Source organism: Delftia sp. GW456-R20 (assembly GCF_001622915.1).
Classification (GTDB): Bacteria; Pseudomonadota; Gammaproteobacteria; order Burkholderiales; family Burkholderiaceae_C; genus Comamonas; species Comamonas acidovorans.
In genome coordinates this window covers 104331-119519 of sequence record NZ_LWCN01000005.1, presented here as the reverse complement: position 1 = coordinate 119519, position 15189 = coordinate 104331, and the positions used below count along the sequence as shown (strand labels likewise).

At 66.4% G+C, this 15189-nt stretch carries 15 protein-coding genes; 8 read left to right on the top strand and 7 right to left on the bottom strand.

Annotated features, from left to right (window positions below; all coding sequences use genetic code 11):
* Nucleotides 1-11 precede the first annotated feature (11 nt).
* Nucleotides 12-356: a hypothetical protein gene (locus A4F85_RS24520; RefSeq protein ID WP_043789837.1), complete on the bottom strand. Its 345-nt coding sequence runs from the start codon at nucleotides 354-356 to the stop codon at nucleotides 12-14.
* Between the two features lie 8 nt (nucleotides 357-364).
* Entirely contained in the window at nucleotides 365-619 is a 255-nt protein-coding gene (locus tag A4F85_RS24515; protein ID WP_012207010.1) for a hypothetical protein, read from the bottom strand.
* Between the two features lie 105 nt (nucleotides 620-724).
* Between A4F85_RS24515 and A4F85_RS24510 the strand changes: the two genes are divergently transcribed.
* On the top strand, nucleotides 725-1186 hold the full coding sequence (locus A4F85_RS24510) for a molybdenum cofactor biosynthesis protein MoaE (protein ID WP_047469218.1): 462 nt from the start codon (nucleotides 725-727) through the stop codon (nucleotides 1184-1186).
* A 12-nt stretch (nucleotides 1187-1198) separates the two neighbouring features.
* On the opposite strand, the gene A4F85_RS24505 is transcribed toward A4F85_RS24510, so the two are convergent.
* Nucleotides 1199-2125: a DMT family transporter gene (locus tag A4F85_RS24505; RefSeq protein WP_063328585.1), complete on the bottom strand. Its 927-nt coding sequence runs from the start codon at nucleotides 2123-2125 to the stop codon at nucleotides 1199-1201.
* A gap of 68 nt (nucleotides 2126-2193) precedes the next feature.
* On the opposite strand from A4F85_RS24505, the gene A4F85_RS24500 reads away from it, so the two are divergent.
* The 6 genes from A4F85_RS24500 (at nucleotide 2194) to A4F85_RS24475 (ending at nucleotide 9895) form a co-directional block, all read left to right on the top strand.
* Nucleotides 2194-3102, top strand: a complete 909-nt coding sequence (locus tag A4F85_RS24500; RefSeq protein ID WP_063328118.1) for an AraC family transcriptional regulator — start codon at nucleotides 2194-2196, stop codon at nucleotides 3100-3102.
* 133 nt (nucleotides 3103-3235) lie between these two features.
* Nucleotides 3236-5848, top strand: a complete 2613-nt coding sequence (gene clpB, locus A4F85_RS24495; protein WP_012207006.1) for an ATP-dependent chaperone ClpB — start codon at nucleotides 3236-3238, stop codon at nucleotides 5846-5848.
* 30 nt (nucleotides 5849-5878) lie between these two features.
* The gene (locus A4F85_RS24490) at nucleotides 5879-6232 is read left to right on the top strand and encodes a hypothetical protein (protein WP_063328117.1); all 354 of its coding nucleotides are present in this window, start codon (nucleotides 5879-5881) and stop codon (nucleotides 6230-6232) included.
* Nucleotides 6233-6362: 130 nt separating this feature from the next.
* On the top strand, nucleotides 6363-7859 hold the full coding sequence (locus A4F85_RS24485; RefSeq protein ID WP_080736955.1) for a coniferyl aldehyde dehydrogenase: 1497 nt from the start codon (nucleotides 6363-6365) through the stop codon (nucleotides 7857-7859).
* 257 nt (nucleotides 7860-8116) lie between these two features.
* Complete coding sequence (locus tag A4F85_RS24480; RefSeq protein WP_012207003.1) at nucleotides 8117-8638, top strand: GNAT family N-acetyltransferase; 522 nt, start codon at nucleotides 8117-8119, stop codon at nucleotides 8636-8638.
* A 45-nt stretch (nucleotides 8639-8683) separates the two neighbouring features.
* Nucleotides 8684-9895, top strand: a complete 1212-nt coding sequence (locus A4F85_RS24475) for a N5-glutamine methyltransferase family protein (protein WP_063328116.1) — start codon at nucleotides 8684-8686, stop codon at nucleotides 9893-9895.
* A 28-nt stretch (nucleotides 9896-9923) separates the two neighbouring features.
* Here the strand turns inward: A4F85_RS24475 and A4F85_RS24470 are convergent, their stop codons facing one another.
* Nucleotides 9924-10466, bottom strand: a complete 543-nt coding sequence (locus A4F85_RS24470; protein WP_063328115.1) for a hypothetical protein — start codon at nucleotides 10464-10466, stop codon at nucleotides 9924-9926.
* 225 nt (nucleotides 10467-10691) lie between these two features.
* Between A4F85_RS24470 and A4F85_RS24465 the strand changes: the two genes are divergently transcribed.
* On the top strand, nucleotides 10692-11681 hold the full coding sequence (locus tag A4F85_RS24465) for a tRNA dihydrouridine synthase (RefSeq protein ID WP_063328114.1): 990 nt from the start codon (nucleotides 10692-10694) through the stop codon (nucleotides 11679-11681).
* 13 nt (nucleotides 11682-11694) lie between these two features.
* On the opposite strand, the gene A4F85_RS24460 is transcribed toward A4F85_RS24465, so the two are convergent.
* The 3 genes from A4F85_RS24460 to A4F85_RS24450 all read right to left on the bottom strand — a co-directional run bounded on the left by A4F85_RS24460 (nucleotide 11695) and on the right by A4F85_RS24450 (nucleotide 15181).
* Nucleotides 11695-13509 (bottom strand): phospholipase D family protein, encoded by a 1815-nt coding sequence (locus A4F85_RS24460; RefSeq protein WP_063328113.1) that lies wholly within the window; start codon nucleotides 13507-13509, stop codon nucleotides 11695-11697.
* An 83-nt stretch (nucleotides 13510-13592) separates the two neighbouring features.
* Entirely contained in the window at nucleotides 13593-14681 is a 1089-nt protein-coding gene (ribD, locus tag A4F85_RS24455; protein WP_442856621.1) for a bifunctional diaminohydroxyphosphoribosylaminopyrimidine deaminase/5-amino-6-(5-phosphoribosylamino)uracil reductase RibD, read from the bottom strand.
* A gap of 86 nt (nucleotides 14682-14767) precedes the next feature.
* Nucleotides 14768-15181: a type IV pilin protein gene (locus tag A4F85_RS24450; RefSeq protein WP_082848322.1), complete on the bottom strand. Its 414-nt coding sequence runs from the start codon at nucleotides 15179-15181 to the stop codon at nucleotides 14768-14770.
* Nucleotides 15182-15189 lie beyond the last annotated feature (8 nt).

Below are 15189 nucleotides of genomic sequence, written 5' to 3'. Positions count from 1 at the left end.
GGTGGTGGCCTTCAGGCTGCGCCTTCGGCGCCGGTAGGGGGTGATGCATCGGGCAGCAGCGGTGCCTGCCACTCCAGCAGCTCGGCCAGGCGCTGCACGATCCAGCGCGCCTCGCCAGGGCTGACGATGGAGCCCTCGGCCGCCAGGCCCGCGTGCATGCCCAGCAGCACGCCTTGCTCCGAGGAGTTGCCGGAGTGATAGAGCGTCTGCGCCTGCTCGACCAGGTGGCTGGCCAGGTCCTCGCACAGTTCATAGCGCCCGACCACGTCTGCAATCGATGCCTTGAGCCGGCCGTGCCGGTCGGCATACAGGGCGGCAAAGCTCGGCGGCGGCTGTATCTGGCTGGTCTCGTCCATGGCGCGCCTCAATCGGGTTCGAACAGGCGCTCGAAGCGTGCAAGGTCCTCGGCCAGCTCGCAGCTCACGAGCTGGCCCATCTTGCCGTCGGCCAGGCGGTGGGCTGCGAACAGCGTGGCCTTGCCGCGAAAGTTGTAGTCGGGCAGATGGATGATGGTGTAGGGATGGGACACGAACAGCTGGTGCTCGTAGACCACACGCTGCTCGTTGCGCGGCGACGGGTAGAGCGTGTATTCGGGGGTGGTGATCGTGAGTGTGGCCATGCATGGCCCGCTGCAGCAAAAGGCCAGCGGCGGGGGAGGGCAATGCTACCGCGTTCGCCAGTCCCTGGTGCACCCTGGTGCGCCGCCGCCTGCGACAATGCGGGCATGCAAGCAGCCCGTGTATCCATCCAGACCGAGGATTTCGACGTATCGGCCGAACTCGCCGCCCTGCGCGGCGGCGACGCGCGCGTGGGCGCGGTCTGCAGCTTCATCGGCACGGTGCGTGACCGCAACGAGGGCGCCGCCGTGGCCAGCATGGAGTTGGAGCACTACCCGGGCATGACCGAGAAATCCATCGAGGCCATCATCGACGAGGCGGTCCAGCGCTTCGGCATCCATGGCGCGCGCGTCATCCACCGCATCGGCCCGCTGCAGCCCATGGACCAGATCGTGCTCGTGGCCGTCACCGCATCGCACCGTGGCATGGCCTTCCAGGCCTGCGAATACATCATGGACTACCTCAAGTCGCTGGCGCCTTTCTGGAAGAAGGAACAGACGCCCGAGGGCGCGCGCTGGGTGGATGCGCGCGTCAGCGACGAAGAGGCGCTGGCGCGCTGGCGCCAGTGAAGCGGCGGGCCTTCAGGCCTTGAGCGCGGCGCCCCGCAACCATTGCGGCGGGCGGAACACCAGCAGGTTTCCGAGCATCACCAGCAGCAGCCCGCCCACGGCCAGCGGCGTCCAGACATAGCCCTCGAACAGGGCCGAGATGCTGAGCGCAACAATGGGGAACAGCACCGTCGCATAGGCCGCCTTCTCCGGACCCAGCCGGCCCACCAGGGTCAGGTAGGCCGTGAACGCAATCACCGAGCCTGGAATGGCCAGGTACAGCCAGGAGCCCACATAGGTCCAGCTGGTATCGAAGCGCCAGGGCAGGCCTGCCACCAGCGCATAGCCGGTCAGCAGCAGCGTGCCGGCCAGCATGCCCCAGGCATTGGTCTGTGCCGGCCGCCAGCCCATGGACTGCAGCGAGGCAGACAGCATGTTCCCGCAGGAAAAGCACAGCGTGCCCAGCACCGCCCAGGCCAGGCCAGGCAGGCTGGCATGCCGGCCTGCGCGCAGCTCGGGCCAGAACAGCGCCACCAGGCCTGCAAGGCCGAAGAGGCTGCCGGCCAGCACATGGGGCGCCAGCCTGCGGCCGTGGATGATGCGCGCCAGCAGCGCGTTCCAGAGATTGGCGCTGGAGAACACCACGGCGGCCAGGCCGCTGGCCAGCGTCTCGCTGGCATGCATGAAGCACACGAAGTTGAAGCTGAACAGGCACAGGCCCTGCGCCAGCACGCGCGGCAGCGCCGGGCCGCGGGGCACGCGCAGCTGCCGCGACCAGGCCAGCCAGGCGAACATCAGCACGGCGGCCAGAGCAAAGCGGTAGGCAATGGACAGCTCCACGGGCACGGCGCCCAGCTGCAGCTTCAGGGCGATCCAGGTCGAACCCCAGATCAGCACGACCAGGGCATAGAGGGTGGCAGTCATGGCCGGTGATGATCGCGCCGCAGGCTGGGCGGGCATGGCAGATTCCTGCGGTTTGATGGCCTGGCGCCATGCGTCGGTATGGCTGCGGGACCACAATCGCTGCCATGACGCCCACGCCGCTGCCCGAGCTGCCCTCCAGCCACCTGTGCCAGGTGCTGTCACGCTCCAAGGCCCGGCTGCAGCGGCGCGTGCGCCTGAGCGAAGGGGTGGAGCTGGCCGTCTGGGCCAATGTGGACGACGAGGTGCGCTACTGCCAGCCCGGTCACCACACGCTGTCGGTCTACCTGGCCGGGGGCGAGGGCTCGCAGCTCAAGGCGCGGCCCGAGGCCATGGGGGCGCCCGGGCGCATCTGCATCTTCACGCCAGAGGACGAATCGCACTGGCTGGTGCGCTCGCCCGTGCAGTTCCTGCACCTGTATGTGTCCGACCTGGCCTGGGCGGGGCGCGTGGTCCGCATGCTGGATGCCGAGCCCCGCTCGCGCACCTTGCGTGCGCAGATCTACGGGGACGATCAGGCCTTCCACGCCGGTGCCCGTGCGCTGATGCAGCTGGACTGGCAGGACCCGCAGCAGCAACTGGCGGCCGATGCCATTGGCCAGCAGCTGGTGGACCGGCTGGTGCTGCAGTCCGCCACGCCGCGCCAGCTGCTGGCGCTGCAGCGGCCGCTGGGCGGGCTTTCTGCGGCCATGCGGCGCAGGGTGCTGGCCCATGTCGAGGCGCATCTGCATGACTCCAAGGCCGTGTCGCTGCCGGCACTGGCGAGACAGGCCTGCCTCTCCGAATTCCATTTCGCACGCATGTTCCGCCAGAGCATGGGCTGCACGGTGCACGAATGGGTGCTGCAGCAGCGCCTGGCCCGGGCACGGCGTGCCCTGTCTGCGCGCAACGTGCCGCCGCTGGCCGAGCTGGCGCTGGATTGCGGCTTTTCCAGCGCCAGCCACCTGGTGCGCAGCTTCCGGGCGCATTTGGGCGTTACGCCTACGCAGTTCTCGATCTTTCAGCGCAATGCTTGAGAAGGATGGCCGGCCTCGCCGGCCTTGATCTGGCGCAAGCGTCTGCCCTTGCAGGCCGGGCATGGCTTGAAATTTGCCCTGCCGGTATCAGATAAATCGCAATGACCCTGTTTCAGGAGCGAAAAGAAACACCATGCGAATCGACAAACTGACAACCAAGTTCCAGGAAGCCCTGGCCGACGCGCAAACGCTGGCCCTGGGCGGTGACCAATCCAATATCGAACCCCTGCACCTGCTCGTGGCGCTGCTGCGCCAGGACGATGGCCCGCGCTCGCTCTTGCAGCGCGCCGGCGCCAACGTGGGCCAGCTGCAGGCCGCGGCCGAGAAGGCCCTGGCTGATCTGCCGCGCGTGCAGCACCAGGACCAGGTGCAGGTCGGCTCCGAGCTGGGCCGGCTGCTGCAGGCTACCGAGAAGGAAGCCCTCAAGCGCGGCGACCAGTTCATTGCCAGCGAGCTGTTCCTGCTGGCGCTGACCGACAGCAGCGGCTCTTCCACGCGCGCAGGCCAACTGCTCAAGGAAAGCGGCGTGACGCGCTCCAGCCTGGAGTCGGCCATCAACGCCGTGCGCGGCGGCCAGACCATGGACAGCGCCGAAGGCGAAGGCCAGCGCGAGGCCCTCAAGAAATACACCATGGACCTGACCGAGCGCGCGCGCATCGGCAAGCTCGATCCGGTGATCGGCCGCGACGACGAAATCCGCCGCTCCATCCAGGTGCTGCAGCGCCGCAGCAAGAACAACCCCGTGCTCATCGGCGAGCCCGGCGTGGGCAAGACCGCCATCGTCGAGGGCCTGGCCCAGCGCATCGTGGCCGGCGAGGTGCCCGAAAGCCTCAAGAACAAGCGCGTGCTGTCGCTGGACATGGCGGGCCTGCTGGCCGGCGCCAAATACCGTGGCGACTTCGAGGAACGCCTGAAGTCCGTGCTCAAGGAAGTGGCCCAGGAAGAGGGCCGCATCATCCTGTTCATCGACGAGATCCACACCATGGTCGGTGCGGGCAAGGCCGATGGCGCCATGGACGCGGGCAACATGCTCAAGCCGGCCCTGGCGCGCGGCGAGCTGCACTGCATCGGCGCGACCACGCTCGATGAATACCGCAAGTACATCGAAAAGGATGCGGCGCTGGAGCGGCGCTTCCAGAAGGTGCTGGTCGAAGAGCCTTCCGTGGAGGACACCATCGCCATCCTGCGTGGTCTGCAGGTGCGCTACGAGGCCCACCATGGCGTGGACATCACCGACCCGGCCATCGTGGCTGCGGCCGAGTTGAGCCATCGCTACATCACCGACCGCTTCCTGCCCGACAAGGCCATCGACCTGATCGACGAGGCGGCGGCCAAGATCAAGATCGAGATCGATTCCAAGCCCGAGGTCATGGACAAGCTCGAGCGCCGCATGATCCAGCTCAAGATCGAGCGCGAGGCCATGAAGAAGGAAAAGGACGAGGCCTCGCAAAAGCGCCTGCAGCTGATCGAGGAGGAACTCGGCAGCCTGGAGCGCGAGTACGCCGACCTGGAAGAGGTCTGGAAGAGCGAGAAGGCCAGCGCCCAGGGCTCCGAGCAGATCCGCAAGGAGATCGACCAGATCCGCATCCAGATCGAGGAGCTCAAGCGCAAGGGCGACTTCAACAAGGTGGCCGAGCTGCAGTACGGCAAGCTGCCCTCGCTGGAAAAGCAGCTCAACGAAGCCCAGGCCAACGAGCAGGGGCAGGGCGGCGCGCCCGCCCACAGGCTGCTGCGCACCCATGTGGGCGCCGAGGAAATTGCCGAAGTGGTCAGCCGTGCCACGGGCATTCCCGTGGCCAAGATGATGCAGGGCGAGAAGGACAAGCTGCTGCGCATGGAAGACCGGCTGCATGACCGCGTCGTCGGCCAGGACGAGGCCATCTCGGCCGTGGCCAACGCCATTCGCCGCTCGCGCTCGGGCCTGTCCGATCCCAACCGGCCCACGGGCTCCTTCCTGTTCCTGGGCCCCACGGGCGTGGGCAAGACCGAGCTGTGCAAGGCGCTGGCCGGCTTCCTGTTCGACAGCGAAGACCATCTGGTGCGCATCGACATGAGCGAGTTCATGGAAAAGCATTCCGTGGCCCGCCTGATTGGCGCGCCGCCGGGCTACGTGGGCTACGAGGAAGGCGGTTACCTGACCGAGGCCGTGCGCCGCAAGCCCTACAGCGTGTTGCTGCTCGATGAGGTGGAAAAGGCCCACCCCGACGTGTTCAACGTGCTGCTGCAGGTGCTGGACGATGGTCGCCTGACCGATGGCCAGGGCCGCACCGTGGACTTCAAGAACACGGTCATCGTGATGACGAGCAACATAGGCTCTTTGCTGATCCAGGCCATGGTCGGCGAGGATTACGATGATGTGAAAGATGCGGTCTGGGGGGAACTCAAGAACCATTTCCGACCCGAATTCCTCAACCGCATCGACGAAACCGTGGTCTTCCACGCGCTTGACGCGAAGAATATCGAGTCGATCGCAAGGATTCAGCTCAAGCTGCTGGAGCGTCGTTTGGAGAAAATGGACCTTGCGCTGCAGGTGTCCGACCAGGCACTGGCCGAACTGGCCAAGGTGGGCTTCGATCCCGTTTTCGGGGCCCGGCCGCTCAAGCGCGCGATACAGCAGCGGATCGAGAATCCGCTGTCGAAACTGCTGCTCGAAGGGCGCTTCCCGCCCAAGAGCACGATTGCGGTACATGTGGACCCGGTGCTGGAGCCGGGCGTATTCCGGTTCGATGCGGCAGACCCCGCCTGACGCACCGGGCCAGCCAAGAAAGGCTTTGCTTTGAACGATTTTGTCGCCACCCTGACCCGCTGGGCCGTTCGCATCCTGCTGATGCTTGTGGGCCTGGTCTTCTTTGTCAGCCTGCTGACCGCCGCGGCGCTGCTGGCCCTGGTCTGGGCCGTGAGAGCGCTGTGGGCCAGGCTCACCGGCCAGCCGGTGATGCCCTGGGCCATGCGCATGAGCCCGCGGGCGGGCTGGCAGACCGTGTACCGCTCCGGCTCCGAGTGGATGGCACAGCGTCCGCAGCGCGCCTATGGCGCTGCCGACGGCGGTGGCCGCCGCGCCGGTGCCGGCGTACTGCCGGGTGCGGGCGAGGTGACCGACGTTCAGCCCCGTGAAGTGCGCGAGCCCTGAAGCGTCTTGCTGCAGCCTTTACGCGGCCTGCGCATCTTCGTGCTCAGGCCGCGCGTGGCGGCCCGTATAGTCTGAAACCCTCGGGAGCCCGTGCAAGGCTCCCTTTTTTTTCCTGCCGCTGCATGCCAACATGTGCCGCGACGCATCCTTGGAATGCGGCGCATGCAAGTGTCTTCTTACCATTGAGCCTATGACCCAGCTGGATCTCCACCGCGTCTTCGACCTTCAGTACCAGGCCAGCCGGGCGCAGGTGGACGTGCCCCTGCTGGTACGCCGCGAACGCCTGCTGCGCATGCAAAAGCTGCTGGACGAGCACGGCCCCGTGCTGGCCGCCGCCGTGCAGGCCGACTTCGGCATGCGCTCGCCACGGCTGACCGAGATGGTGGAGCTGTTCGTGCTGCGCAACCTGCTCAAGCACACGCTGCGCCATCTGGCGCGCTGGTCGGGGCGCCAGCGGGTGCGCACGCCGCTGATGCTCATGCCCGGCCGGGGCTGGATAGAGCGCCAGCCGCTGGGCGTGGTGGGTGTGATTTCCCCGTGGAACTATCCGGTGCAGCTGGCGCTGGGGCCGGCCATCACGGCCCTGGCGGCGGGCAACCGCGTCATGCTCAAGCCCAGCGAACTCACGCCGCACACCTCTGCCCAGCTGGCAGCGCTGGTGGGGCAGTTTTTCGCGCCCGAGGAATTCGCCGTCATCGAAGGCGATGTGAGCATTGCCACGCAGTTCTCGGGCCTGCACTTCGACCATCTGCTGTTCACCGGCTCGACTGCCGTGGGCCGGCGCGTGGCCCAGGCGGCGGCGGCGCACCTGACGCCGACAACGCTGGAGCTCGGTGGCAAGTCGCCCTGCATCATCTCCACCGACTGCGACCTGAAGGAGGCCGCGCTCAAGATCGCGCATGGCAAGCTCGTCAACGCGGGCCAGACCTGCATCGCCCCCGACTACGTGCTGCTGCCGCGCGGGCAGGAGGCGGAGTTTGCCGAGGCCTTTCGCACCGCGGCGCGGCGGCTGTTCCCGCGCTTTGCCGGCAATCCGGACTATGCGGCCATCCTCACCAAGCGCCACCTGGCGCGCCTGCGGCAGATGCTGCGTCAGGCCCAGGGCATGGGGGCGCATGTCGAATGGATGGAGGATGGCGGAGCCGGCCAGGAGAGCGCCGACATGGCCTGGGGCGATGCCGTGGAGCGCCAGATGGCGCCAGCCCTGGTCTTCAATGCCACCAGCCAGATGCAGCTCATGCAGGAGGAGATCTTCGGCCCCATCCTGCCCGTGATCAGCTACGACAGGCTGGATGACGTGGTCTCGGCCATCAATGCGGGGCCCAGGCCGCTGGCGCTGTACTGGTTCGGCCGCGATGAGAAAGTGCGTGATGCCGTGCTGTCACGCACCATCAGCGGCGGGGTGACGGTCAACGACACCCTGCTGCACTTCGCCCACGAGAACCTGCCCTTCGGCGGCGTGGGCGACAGCGGCTGGGGTGCCTACCATTCGGAGCAGGGCTTTGCACGGCTGAGCCATCAGAAGGCGGTGTTCGTGCAGTCGCGCTGGTCAGGGGCTTCGATGCTGTATCCGCCCTATGGCGCAAGGTTCGACCGCATCATGGAGTTGATGCGTCGCTGGCTGTGAGCGAGGGGGTGATTTCTCGCCGTTGCCGGGCTTGCCTGCATCGTGAGAAATTGTCAACCGATTCCTTGGCAAGCCTTGTGTCGCGTGCGCCAGCTGCTCTTTTTTGGAGAGCACATAGCACATCCCAATGCCGAGGGCAAGAAAACGAGCACAGCCGTACTTGCGTGCATGGCTAAGAGCCGCAACGCACGCAAAAAGCGCGATTCCTGTGAAAATCACGCCCTTCTATTTTCACCTGTTTTCGTTTCGGTTTTTCCATGTCTAGTATCCAGGTTCGTCCAGCCACTCTCCGCGATGCAAAAGCGATTGCCCAGATCCATACTGCTTCCGCCATGGAGGCTTATCGCGGTCTGGTTCCCGATGACCAGCTCAAGAGCATGTCGTCGGTAGAAAAACGCCAGGCCTATTGGCGCGAAGCCATCGAATTTTGCGAACCCCAGGTTCAGGTCGCCATCGACGGCGACAAGATCGTCGGCTTCGTCGGTTTCGACCGCTCGCGCGATGAAAAGTCGCGCCAGACCACCGGTGAAATTTGGGCCATCTATGCCGCTCCCACGCACTGGAATCAGGGTGTGGGCGTGGCCCTGTGGGACGCCGCACGCGACGGCCTGCTCGAAGAAGGCTGCACCAATGTCACCTCGTGGGTGCCGCTGCGCAATGAACGCGCGCTGCGCTTCCATGAGCTCGCCGGCTTCAAGCGCGAAATGTCCACCGCCAAGACGGCTCAGGTCGGCGCTCTCAAGATCGAGGAAGTGCGGCTCAAGCGCGCACTGAACTGATCGATTCGCCAAACCATCCACCCATCACTCACGGAGCAGCAGGCCTTGTCCTCTTCCCAGAACTGGTCCCTGCTGCAGTGGCAGGAGCACGAGGCCACCCAGGTTGCCCTGTGGCGCGCGGACAGCACCATGACCGCACCGCGCCGCATCGTCATCGCTGACGACAGCCTGGCCGCCGACAGCGCCTACCGCCTGGCCTGCGAAGGCCAGGCCATGCTGTGGCGCGGCGATTTCCAGAATGCCCGGCAGTTGCTGTCGGCCCTGGGCCGCCGCCTCGACAAGCCCGCACGTGAGACTTCCGCCAAGGCGCGCCATCGCCGCGCCGGCAAGGAAGACGCCAAGCCGGTCTTTCCCCACGCCTTCCACCTGCACCGCCAGGCACTCGCGCAGCGTGCGCGCATCCTGTCCAGCGTGATGATCGAGCTCGATACCCGCTGGCACTGCGCCCTGCGCCGCGCACCGGACTGGAGCGAAGCCTGTCGCGAAGCCTGGGGCGAGATTCCCGCCGACCAGGGTGCTCAAAGCGTGATCGTTCCCCTGCGTGAACTGCTGGGTGCCCTGGGCGCACATGAGTGGCGCAAGAAGGGCGTGGCCCTGGCCGTGCCGGGCATGCCGGAGTTCAGCATTCATCCGCACTACGGCGTGTTCTCCCCGGTGCGCGGCGAGTACCTGGATCTGGTGGCGCAGGCGCCCCTGCCCGCCGCAGCCCAGCAGGCCGATGCCGCGGTCTGGGATATCGGCACGGGCACGGGTGTGCTTTCCGCTCTCTTGCTGCACCGTGGCGTGCGGCAGGTGGTGGCCACCGACCTGAGCGACCGGGCACTGGCCTGCGCGCAGGACAACCTGCAGCGGCTGGGTCTGGCGCAGCGCGTGAGCCTGCGCAAGGCGGACCTGTTCCCTGAAGGCCGGGCCGCCTTGGTAGTCTGCAATCCGCCGTGGCTGCCGGGCAAGGCCAGCTCCTTGCTGGAGCAGGCCGTCTATGACGAAGGCAGCCGCATGCTGCGCGGTTTTGTCGAGGGCCTTGCTGCACATCTGCTGCCGGGCGGCGAAGGTTGGCTGATCCTGTCAGATCTGGCCGAGCACCTGCAGTTGCGCTCGCGCGAGGAACTGCTGGGCTGGATCGATGCCGCAGGTCTGCAGGTCCTGGGCCGCGAGGACATCCGCCCGCGCCATGGAAAGGCTGCGGACTCCACCGATCCGCTGCACGCGGCACGCACCGCCGAGCTCACCTCGCTGTGGCGCCTGGCGCCGCGCTGATCGCGCGCGCGTCCACCCTTCGTTTCGTCTAGGCGCCCTGTGCCGTCGCTGCCTCCCGGGGCAGCAGATGCCGCAGGCGCTCGCGCAGGGCATCTGCGCGCTCGTCGCCCGCATGTTCCTGCACGGTCTGCAGCAACTGCAGGGCGGCGGCCTGCAGTGCCTCAAGATCGCGCGCCTCGCGCAGCAGATGGCGCAGCACCTGTGCCTTGTCCTCATGGCGGTTGGCGAACATGCGCTCGCACATATCGAACAGGTACATGCGTGTGCCGGCAAGATTCAGCGTGGCAGCGGGGCCGGGCGGGGTGGATTCCTTCGCAGCGGCCGGCGCCATTGAGGGGGGCTGAGCATGAGCCGGGGGTGATGATTCGGCGGCTTGGCCAGCCAGGCGCTGCAGGTGGCCGCTGGCGATCAGTTGTTCGATCAGTTCGCCGGCCTGTGCGCCCAGGACCTGCTGCAACTGCTCCTCGGTGCGGCCATCGGCCATCAGCAGCACCGAGCGCTCGCGCAGCGGCAGGCTGCGGCGGCCGGGCTGCAGCTCTTCAAGGGCCTTGGCGGTTTTTTGCAGCAGCATGGTGGGGGCAGGGAGTCCGACAAGCCCCGATTGCACGTTACATGAATGACCGTGGCGTGAAGAAGCCATGACAACTGGTCCGACCGATGCTCTGCGGCAAGGGCACAATCGCCTGCCATCGCATGGGCGGGCGCTGATTTCCAGGGGCTGGCGGCCGATGCCGATCGCAGAAATATTGTTTGATCTGTAACAGGAAGACGGGGCGCAGGCCTCGCGACATAGGTGATGAGACTGTTGCTGGCGCCCATGGAGGGCTTGCTTGATTTCGTGCTGCGCGATGTGCTCACGCGCGTGGGCGGCGCAGACCGCTGTGTCTCGGAGTTCATCCGCGTCACGGGGACCGTGCTGCCCGACAAGGTGTTCCTGCGCACCATGCCGGAGCTCAACAACGGCAGCCGGACGCTGGCAGGTGTCCCTGTGCGTGCACAGCTGCTGGGTTCGGACCCGGACAGCATGGCGGCCAATGCGGCCAATCTGGCGCGCCTGGGTCCGGAAGGCATCGATCTGAACTTCGGCTGCCCCGCCAAGGTGGTCAACCGCCATGGCGGCGGTGCTGCGCTGCTGCAGGACCCGGAGCAGATCGCGCGCGTGGTGGGGGCCGTGCGTGCAGCCGTGCCGGCGGCCATGCCTGTGTCGGCCAAGATGCGCCTGGGTTTCAACGACACGACCCTGATGACCGAATGCGCCCAGGCCATGCAGGCCGGTGGCGCCTGCGAAATCGTCGTCCACGCCCGCACCAAGCTCGACGGCTACCGTCCGCCTGCCTACTGGGACATGATCCCGCGCATCCGCGAGTCCGTGACCGTGCCCGTGGTGGCCAATGGCGAGATCTGGACGGTGGAGGATGCGCTGCGCTGCCGTGAGCAATCGGGCTGCGGCGATCTGATGCTGGGCCGGGGAATCGTTGCCGACCCAGGCCTGGCGCTGGCCATTCGCGCTGCCGTGGAAGGCGGGCAGGCACCGGCGGAACAGCTTGCGGCACAGGTGGTCTGGAGCGACCTGGTGCCGCAGGTCCAGCGTTTCTGGGACATGGTCTGCGAGGACCTGGAGCCGCGCCAGCGCGCAGGCCGCCTCAAGCAATGGCTGAACCTGCTGCGCCGCCGCTTTCCCGAAGCCGAGCAGGCTTATCAGGAAGTGCGCACGCAGACTGACCAGCGCGAGATCACGCTGTGGGTGCAAGCGCTGGCGCGGCGCCAGGAGTGGGCCGGGCTTTAGCGCGATCGGCCGGTCACAGCAGATGGTCGGGCGCCAGCGGGCCAATGAGCTTGAGCATCAGGCGCAGGCCCCAGCTGGCATCGGGCTCGCTGTGCTCGTCACCGCGCTCGCTGTCTTCCGAGGCCCTCCACACCAGCTCGCCATCCTTGTCGAGCTCGACGCGCCAGCTGCCATCCTGCAGGCCCTCGTCAATGCTTTGCGTGGCCAGGCGGCCGAACTCGCGGCTGGCGATGAGCAGGGCAATCTCGGTGTTCTGCAACTGGGAGCGCAGATCCAGGTTCATCGAGCCGACTGCCACCAGATGCCCGTCCACCACCAGCAGCTTGGAGTGCAGCATTGCACGCGATGCGCCTGTGGAACCCGAAGGACCGCCGCCACCCGTGCTGCCCGAGCCGAATGCAGAGCGGACACTGGCCGCCGTGCTGCGCATCTCGTACAGTTCAACGCCCATCTCCAGCAATGCCTTGCGGTGGCGCGCATAGCCGGCATGGGCCAAGGGTGCATCGTTGGAAGCCAGCGAATTGGTCAGAATCCGCACGCGCACTCCGCGTTGCCGTGCGCCACGAAACGCCTCCATCATGTCCGGGCCCGGCACGAAGTAGGGCGAGACCACCAGCAGATCGCGCCGGGTCTTGCGCACCAGGGCCAGCAGACCATCGACCACCGAATCGGCCTCCAGCACCGGACGCGCCGCCTGGCGCAGGGCGCCAGCCGGCTGGCCCATGGGCAGCGTGCCGGCAGGCCTGGCCTGCGGGCTGTGCGGAGCGGGGCTGGCCTGTGCGGACGCATCCGTGCCAGCGCTTGTGATGGAGCCTGGGCCGTCATCCCTGTCCAGCGGAATTTTGGCGGGCTCATCCACCAATACGGCGGCCGATGCCCAGGTCCAGCGAGCCTTTCGCAAATCCATGGGCTGCTGGTCCCAGATGATCCGGCGCTGCTCGGCCGTCTGGTCATCTGCCTTTGCCTCCTTTGGGGGAACGGCAGGTGTGGGGTCGTCCTCCTGCGCTTGGTCATCATCGTCCGCAAAGCGCTCGCGCAACTGCTTGAGCTCCTTGAGGCTGATCAGCGACTGGACGGGATAGGCGCGCTGGTTGTTCCAATAGCTGTCAAAGCTGCGTGACAGGTCATTGACCACCGGCCCCGCTGCCAGCACATCGAGGTCCACGAAATTGCTGGCGCTGTCCGCATCGAAATACGCATCGCCCAGATTGCGTCCCCCAATCACGCCCATGGCGTTGTCGGCGATGAACAGCTTGTTGTGCATGCGCTGCTGGGCCCGCTGGAAATCCGCCAGCAGCGTATAGGCCCGGCCCAGCGCCGAGCTGCGCGCGCCCGCAAGGGGGTTGAACATGCGCATCTCGATACCCGGCACAAATGCCAGGCGCATGACCTGCGCATTCGCGCCCGTGCTGTGGAAATCGTCCAGCAGCACGCGCACGCGCACGCCACGCCGTGCTGCCTCGACCACGCCGCGCAGCAGGCGCTGCGTGCTCTCGTCGGCATGGATGGCGTAGTACTGCAGGTCCAGCGTCTGCTGCGCTCCCTCGACCAGTGCCAGCCGGGCGCCATAGGCCGCCTGGGCACCGGACAGGAGGGTGAAGGCGGAGGTTTGAGGCTTGACGCTGGCAGGCCGCAATTGCTGAACCAAAGACCCCAATGGCGTGCTTTGCGGGGCTTCCAACGCTGCAGTGACGGGGCGATCGACCTGGGAGGGCAAGCTGCTTGCGCAGCCGCAGACCACGGCGGACACCAGCAGGACAAGCGTGGTCCGCAGGCCTCGAAACAGGCTGGTGGATGGAAGGGGCTGTAAGTTGCGAGCGCCAGACATGATTCGAAGATTTGGCCCAAGGATCGGTCAATCGGGTGTCGGACGGCTGCGCCAGCCGGTGGTCCAGGAAGCCGCTGTTCGCGTCAGAAGCTGGCGCGGTCCCCAACGCGGGCCACAACGCGCAGATCTGGCCCGATGCGTTGCACATCATGCAGTGCCAATGCAATGGCCTCGGACAACGCGTCCAGCGGCCCGAAACTGGCGATGCCCATGCCACCCGTCCCCAGCAGCTTGGGGGCCAGGTACAGCAGCAGCTCATCGACCAGCCCCTCGCGTACCAGCGAACCATTGAGCTTGAAGCCGGCTTCCACATGCAACTCGTTCGTGCCGCGCGCCGCCAGGTCACGCAGCATGGCACACAGGTCCACCTTGCCGTGCGCGTTGGGCATGGGAATGACGGTCGCGCCCAGGTCCTGCAGTGCACTGGTTTTCGATGCATCCCGGCTGCTGGTGTAGATCAGACGTTCGGCCGGGCCCTGGAGTACCCGGGCGGTGAGCGGCATGTCCAGCCGGCTGTCCACAACAGCGATGCGCGGCTGGCGCGGCGTAGCCACATCCCGCACGTTCAGGCGCGGATCATCTTCCAGCACCGTGCCTATGCCCGTCAGTATGGTGCATGCCCTCGCACGCCAGGCATGGCCATCGGCGCGTGCCTCGGGGGATGTGATCCATTGGCTGGTGCCGTTGTGCAACGCGGTCGCCCCGTCAAGGGAACTGGCCGCCTTCATGCGCACCCACGGTATGCCGCGCAGCATGCGGCTGAAGAAGCCGATGTTCAGCTCCCGGGACTCGTCTGCACCCGGCCCCACCACCACATCCACGCCTGCCGCGCGCAGGCGCGCGAAGCCTTGGCCGGCGACCTGGGGATTGGGGTCCGTCAGTGCGCCTACCACCTTGGCAACGCCAGCGGCGATCAGGGCATCGCAGCAGGGACCCGTACGGCCCTGGTGCGAGCAAGGCTCCAGCGTCACATAGGCGGTGGCTCCGCGCACATCCTCGCCTCGGGCCACGGCATCGCGCAGTGCCATCACTTCGGCATGTGGGCCGCCAGCCTGCTGAGTGAACCCCTGGCCAACGACCCGGCCATCAGGTGCCACCAGCACGCAGCCCACGCGAGGATTGGGAGAGGAAAGAAAAAGCGCCTGGGCGGCGAGCCCAAGCGCTTGGTGCATGTGTGGCACGGTGTTTGTCATGGTGCCTGGGATGGTAACAAGCCTGGGCTCGGTCAGCGCCTGGCAGGTCGGTATCTACCCGGTGTTCACTTGCCCCAGCAGTCGGAGACGATGGTGCCTGTCGTGGCTCCGTTGGCGCCGCGCAATCCGCTTTGCGTCAAGGTGTAGTTGCCGCACTTGTCGTTGGCTTGGGCTCCCTTGGGCGTTGCCGTCACGGTGAACGTGCTTCCATCCGTGGAGTTCAGTGAAATATCGTAGCGATTGGAGGGAACTGTCTTCAAGGAGGCAGGGAAACTGGCGGTGAGCGGATAGGTTCCGTTGGAAGTTGCCGCCCGCTCAAGCCATTGCGCCGCTTGCAAAAGGCCGGCCCGGGCTTCCGCCCGATGCCCACGCCGAATATATTCGTTGTAGCTTGGCATGGCGATGGCTGAAAGTATGCCGACCACAGCGACTACGATCATCAACTCAATCAGCGTGAATCCAGAAGATCTTTTCATCATGATTTCAT

Excerpts from the sequence above, each read along its gene's own strand:
- A4F85_RS24500 (WP_063328118.1), top strand. The coding sequence starts at position 2,194 with ATGACGCCCACGCCGCTGCCCGAGCTGCCCTCCAGCCACCTGTGCCAG.
- A4F85_RS24450 (WP_082848322.1), bottom strand. The coding sequence starts at position 15,181 with ATGATGAAAAGATCTTCTGGATTCACGCTGATTGAGTTGATGATCGTA.
- ribD (WP_442856621.1), bottom strand. The coding sequence starts at position 14,681 with ATGCACCAAGCGCTTGGGCTCGCCGCCCAGGCGCTTTTTCTTTCCTCT.
- A4F85_RS24505 (WP_063328585.1), bottom strand. The coding sequence starts at position 2,125 with ATGCCCGCCCAGCCTGCGGCGCGATCATCACCGGCCATGACTGCCACC.
- A4F85_RS24470 (WP_063328115.1), bottom strand. The coding sequence starts at position 10,466 with ATGCTGCTGCAAAAAACCGCCAAGGCCCTTGAAGAGCTGCAGCCCGGC.
- A4F85_RS24520 (WP_043789837.1), bottom strand. The coding sequence starts at position 356 with ATGGACGAGACCAGCCAGATACAGCCGCCGCCGAGCTTTGCCGCCCTG.
- clpB (WP_012207006.1), top strand. The coding sequence starts at position 3,236 with ATGCGAATCGACAAACTGACAACCAAGTTCCAGGAAGCCCTGGCCGAC.
- A4F85_RS24480 (WP_012207003.1), top strand. The coding sequence starts at position 8,117 with ATGTCTAGTATCCAGGTTCGTCCAGCCACTCTCCGCGATGCAAAAGCG.
- A4F85_RS24460 (WP_063328113.1), bottom strand. The coding sequence starts at position 13,509 with ATGTCTGGCGCTCGCAACTTACAGCCCCTTCCATCCACCAGCCTGTTT.
- A4F85_RS24485 (WP_080736955.1), top strand. The coding sequence starts at position 6,363 with ATGTGCCGCGACGCATCCTTGGAATGCGGCGCATGCAAGTGTCTTCTT.
- A4F85_RS24515 (WP_012207010.1), bottom strand. The coding sequence starts at position 619 with ATGGCCACACTCACGATCACCACCCCCGAATACACGCTCTACCCGTCG.
- A4F85_RS24510 (WP_047469218.1), top strand. The coding sequence starts at position 725 with ATGCAAGCAGCCCGTGTATCCATCCAGACCGAGGATTTCGACGTATCG.
- A4F85_RS24465 (WP_063328114.1), top strand. The coding sequence starts at position 10,692 with ATGAGACTGTTGCTGGCGCCCATGGAGGGCTTGCTTGATTTCGTGCTG.